4 protein-coding genes and 1 pseudogene are annotated in these 4,152 nt (G+C 69.9%); all 5 read left to right on the forward strand.

Annotation, left to right across the window (positions count from 1 at the left end):
* Positions 1-284: pseudogene (locus tag AB0K09_RS30525) on the forward strand (hypothetical protein); the annotation flags it as partial.
* Between the two features lie 87 nt (positions 285-371).
* Positions 372-1,655 carry an ATP-grasp domain-containing protein gene (locus tag AB0K09_RS30530; protein ID WP_366068648.1) on the forward strand — a complete coding sequence of 428 codons (1,284 nt, stop codon included), beginning with the start codon at positions 372-374 and terminating at the stop codon, positions 1,653-1,655.
* A 61-nt stretch (positions 1,656-1,716) separates the two neighbouring features.
* Entirely contained in the window at positions 1,717-3,003 is a 1,287-nt protein-coding gene (locus AB0K09_RS30535; RefSeq protein ID WP_366068649.1) for an MFS transporter, read from the forward strand.
* A gap of 462 nt (positions 3,004-3,465) precedes the next feature.
* Positions 3,466-3,693: a hypothetical protein gene (locus AB0K09_RS30540; RefSeq protein WP_366068650.1), complete on the forward strand. Its 228-nt coding sequence runs from the start codon at positions 3,466-3,468 to the stop codon at positions 3,691-3,693.
* 3 nt (positions 3,694-3,696) lie between these two features.
* Positions 3,697-4,152, forward strand: a 456-nt coding sequence (locus tag AB0K09_RS30545) for a sigma-70 family RNA polymerase sigma factor (protein WP_366068651.1), incomplete at its 3' end; no start/stop codon positions are given.

The following is a 4,152-nucleotide window of genomic DNA, read 5'->3' on the forward strand; positions in this document are numbered from 1 at the left end:
ATCATCAGCAGCCTGAGGACTACCCGGCCTACCTGCGGGCCCTGCAGCGGATGATGCGTCCCTCAGGGGTTTTCGCCATCAGTCTGTTCGCATCTCCTGAGTCCGCCAGCGAGGGCACACTCCGCGAGGTTCCCAATGGACGTCTCGCACGGTACTTCACGCCGGTCGAGGCCGAGGCGATGCTCGGCGAGGCGGGATTCAGCGTGTTCGCCACACGTCGCGTTCAGCGCGAGCGCCCCGACTGGGCCTACCTTCTCCTGCTGGCGAGAACCCCCGGGCGCTGAAGGAAGACGCCGCGCCGATGGGCCTTTCGCCCGAGCACGGCGGGAAAGCACGACGTGGAAATCGCCAACATCCTAACTGGAGCAAAGATGCGCATAGCCGTCGTGGAACACCAGACCGTCCGCCCCTTCGAGTTCATCCGCCAGGCCGTGGATGCCGGGCACGAGGCCGCATTCGTTACCTGTGACCTCGACATGTATCTCAAGGGTGCCGACCCGGCTGATACAGACCTGCGCCTGGCGAGTCAGGTGCTGACGCCTTCGGCCACGGCGGACGCGGACCGATTAGCGGAGGCGCTGGCGCCCGTCGTCGCCGGACCCGGCCTTGACGCGATCTTGACCGTCAGCGAACAGCACACCCGCGCGGTCGCCGAAGCCTCTGCCCGACTCGGCCTGCCGCATACCTCCCTCAAGGCCATCCGGGCGACCCGTGACAAGTTCCACGCACGCCGCCGCCTGGCCGCGGCCGGCATCCCGCAGCCGGCACACCGGCTCGCCGCCTCCTTGGAGGAGGCCGTGCGGGGCGCCGAGGAGATCGGCTATCCGGTGATCATTAAGCCGGTGGACGGCTCCGCGTCGCTGAACGTCGGTGTCGCCGGCAACCGCGCGGAGGTCACCGCCCTCGCCGAGCCGATCCTCGCTCTGGACGGCTACGGACGCTCGGCCGTCGCAGCCCGCAAGGTCCTGATCGAGCAGTACATGGCCGGGCCGGTCGTGAGCTGCGAGACGTTCAGCGCCGGCGGCCACCACCTGGTGCTCGGCATCACGGACCGGGAGCTGACTCCGCTGCCTGACCAGGTGGAGCTCGCGGGCTGTTTCCCCGTCGCCCTGGAGGAAGGGGATGAGATCGCCCGAGTGTGCCGGGCGGCCCTGGACGCGATCGGCTTCGACCTCGGCGCTGCCCACACCGAGATCGTGCTGACCCCCGACGGCCCGCGCATCATCGAGATCAACGGCCGCCTGGCGGGCGGACTGATGCCGCTGGTCATGGGAGCGGCCCTGAACCGCTCGCTCTACGCCGACCTCGTGGACCTCTTCACCCAGCAGCAGCTGCCGCACCTGGAGCCCACCGCAACGGTCGCGGGCATCCGCTCCATGGTCGTCGACCGCGCCGGCAAGCTCTCGCGCATCGAGCCCAGCCCGCTGCGCGACGCCCCTGGAGTGGTCGCCTACCACATCTACCGGCAGGTCGGTGATCCGGTGCAGGAGCCGCGCAACAACCGCGACCGCCACGGCGCGGTCGTCACCACCGCGCCGACCGTGGAAGAAGCCCGAGCCCTCGCAGCGGAAGTCGTGGCGACCACCCGGTTCACCGTCGAGCCCCCGGCCGCGCCGCGCAGCGTTGCGGGGACCGCGGAAGCAACGCCCGCTTGACAGGGAAGGGGAACGACATGGGCCCGCGTGACGCGGCAACGGGCATCGGGCGGGGTGCATCATGACCCAGCCCACCGACACGGCCGGCAAGGCGGTGAGCGACCCGCCGGAGCCCGGCGGCCGGCTGGCGAGAACGGTCCGGGTGCTGCGGGTGCCGAACTTCCGGCGCTACTACGTGGCCCAGACCGTGTCGCTCATCGGCACCTGGGCCCAGTTCACCGGCCAGATCTGGCTGGTGATGAAGGTCCTCGCCCCGGGCAACGGCACCCTGCTGGGCGTGACCGCGGCCTTCCAGTCCGCCCCCCTCATCCTCACGCTGTGGGGCGGCTCGCTCGCCGACGGACGCGACAAGCGACGGCTCCTCATCGTCACCCAGAGCCTGTCCGGCCTGCTGTCCCTCGTCCTCGGCCTCGCCACACTGACCGGGCACGTCAGCCTGGCCCTGGTGTGGGTGTGCGCCGCCGGGCTGGGCCTGGTCAACGCCGCCGACGCGCCCGCCCGGCAGGCCATCATCCCCGAACTCGTCGGCGAGCCCGACGTCCCCAACGCGATCGCCCTCAACAGCGCCAGTTACCAGGCCACCCGCGCCGTCGGAGTCGCGCTCGCCCCCGTATCCGTGGCCTGGTGGGGGCTCTCCGCGCCCTTCCTCATCAACGCCATCTCCTTCGGGTGCGTCGTCGTGGCACTCGCCACCTTGAACGTGAGCCGGCTGCGCCGGGTCGCCCGCCCGGCCAAGAGCCGGCCCCGCGTGCGGGAAGGGCTCTTGGCCATCAGGTCGACCCCGGGGCTGCTGGTGCCCATCGTGGTGCTGACCCTCGTCGCCGTGTTCGCGCTCAACTTCAACGTCACCCTCCCCCTCCTGGCGAGCGACACCATCGGTGGCGGACTCGGCCTGGTCAGCCTGCTGTACACCGTCAGCTCGGCCGGAGCCGTACTCGCATCCCTCGCGATCGCCGCCTCCTCCGCCCCCGGCGACCGCCTCGTCATCGCCTCCACACTCACCCTGACGGCCGGCATGACGGCACTGGCCCTGTCCCGGACCCCCTGGCTTGCCTGCGTGGTGATGCTCCCGCTCGGCGCCTCCATCGCGGCAACCACCGCCACCATCAACACCCTCCTCCAGCAGCGCGCCGACCCGGCCATGCGCGGCCGCGTCATGGCCGTCTACGGACTGATCATGCAGGGCTCCTCCCTCATCGGCGGCCCCCTTGCCGGAGCCGTCTCCGCCACCGGCACGGGAGGCGCACCCACCGGCCTCTACATGGGCGCCGGTGCAACAACCCTGGCGACGGCAGCTCTGATCATGTCGTTGTCACGGCACACCCGGAACCGAACCACCGCGAGTTGAGAGGCAACGGTATGTGGCCTCGGGGCCATGCCGTTCACGGCGGGCCATCAACGATCGGCAGGTCATTGTGGGGCAATCAAGGGCGTGCGTCGGGCCTCCCGTGGGGAGCCGGGAGGTGCGACGCGGCCCCACCCGGAGGGGGTGTCCGCAGGCGGGGCCGACCACGGGGGCGACCTCGTCTGGGGGAGACGGAAGATCACGCTGCCCGTGGGCGATCAGGATGGCACCGGATCCAGCCATGCGATAGACGTGTGACCGAAAGATGTTCGACCGTGTGATGGCGCGCCGTGCCGGAGGCGCCGGTCCGGCGTTCGGCCGCCGCACGCAGGGGCGCGTTCTGCGCTGATGGGGCGCGCGGCGATGACGAGTGCGCTGGTTCGTCGAAGTTCTGGTTGTGGTGGCTGAACGTTTGAGGGCCCTGTGCGATGAGCTGACTTCAGAAGGTAATCACTTCGTCCGGGTGTGGAGCAGGTCCCGGTGCATTACCGAATGGAGTCCTTGGTGAGTTGTCGTTGGGTCGAAGTGGCCATGGCGGTCGTTGCTGTGAGGACCTTCACGCCCGACCTGGTGACGGCCGGCCGTCACCTTCTGGGGGTGGGCGTGCGGCTTGGCGCGGCGGAGATCGCTCGTGAGCGCCGGGATGCCGCCATGCAGGAACGCGCCGTCGGTGAGCAGGCGGGGGAGGCGTAGGGCATGGCCTCCTCTCCGCCCGAGCCGCCGCTCGCGTTTCAGGCGTTCTACCAGCGCTATCACCGCGTCTACCTCCGCTACGCGCTCCTGCACCTGGGGGATAGCAAGGCGGCGATCGAGGCTGTCGAGACGGTGTTCGTGCAGTTGCTGGAGTCGTGGGGCACGGTGCTCAGCGAGCCGAGCGTCCCGCGCTACGCGATCTCCATACTGCGCCAGGCCATCGCCGCGCAGCTGGTGATGACCGAGCCGGCCGGCAGCGCCTTGGTGGCGACCACGACGTTCGCCAAGGTCCGCGAGTCCGTCCGCAATCAGTTGAAAGTGCTGGAGTCCTCGCTGGGGCTGTATGCGGCGATCGCGCGGTTGCCGGAGCGGCAGCTGGACGTCGTGCTGCTGCGCTTCGTGCTCGGCTACGAGGTGCCACAAGTCGCGGAAATCATGGGGGTGTCGTGCGGAACGGTG

Source organism: Streptomyces sp. NPDC049577 (assembly GCF_040675635.1).
Classification (GTDB): Bacteria; Actinomycetota; Actinomycetes; order Streptomycetales; family Streptomycetaceae; genus Streptomyces.

Coding starts and splice junctions, on each gene's coding strand:
- AB0K09_RS30530 (WP_366068648.1), top strand. CDS start 372: ATGCGCATAGCCGTCGTGGAACACCAGACCGTCCGCCCCTTCGAGTTC.
- AB0K09_RS30535 (WP_366068649.1), top strand. CDS start 1,717: ATGACCCAGCCCACCGACACGGCCGGCAAGGCGGTGAGCGACCCGCCG.